Source organism: Xenorhabdus eapokensis (assembly GCF_001908105.1).
This window is the reverse complement of the sequence record NZ_MKGQ01000195.1, coordinates 1-379: the sequence shown is the minus strand read 5'-3', so window position 1 is coordinate 379 and position 379 is coordinate 1. Positions and strand designations below refer to the sequence as shown.

The following is a 379-nucleotide window of genomic DNA, read 5'->3' as shown; positions in this document are numbered from 1 at the left end:
AAGAACTGTGAGAGATATTTGAATACCAGCCTTCAGTTCGTCAATCTGGCATTTCTCGTCGTGTTGCTGCGCAGAAAAAATACTGAATAGGCTGTTAGGGCTGTCTTCACGGTTAATGAAAGAGGTTAATTCATTCATATAGTCAGGGAATTTTATGCTATCAGGCGGAATAAGTTATGATTATGTCTTACAGCTTGGATCAGCATAGTCCACCAATTCGCGCAGATGTTGCGCCAACTGCTCAACGGTCTTCTCACCCGTGGCAGCTTCTACCGTTAAATTTTCCAATGTATTGTCGTTATCACGGAGCTTGATACCATTGCGGTAGAGAAAAATCATGGTAACAAAAAACGCCGTGCGCTTATTACCATCATTGAAA

The 379-nt window shown here is 42.0% G+C and carries 1 pseudogene; it reads right to left on the bottom strand.

What is annotated here, in order from left to right:
* Nucleotides 1–180: 180 nt before the first annotated feature.
* Nucleotides 181–379, bottom strand: a pseudogene (locus Xedl_RS20130) (type II toxin-antitoxin system death-on-curing family toxin); the annotation flags it as partial.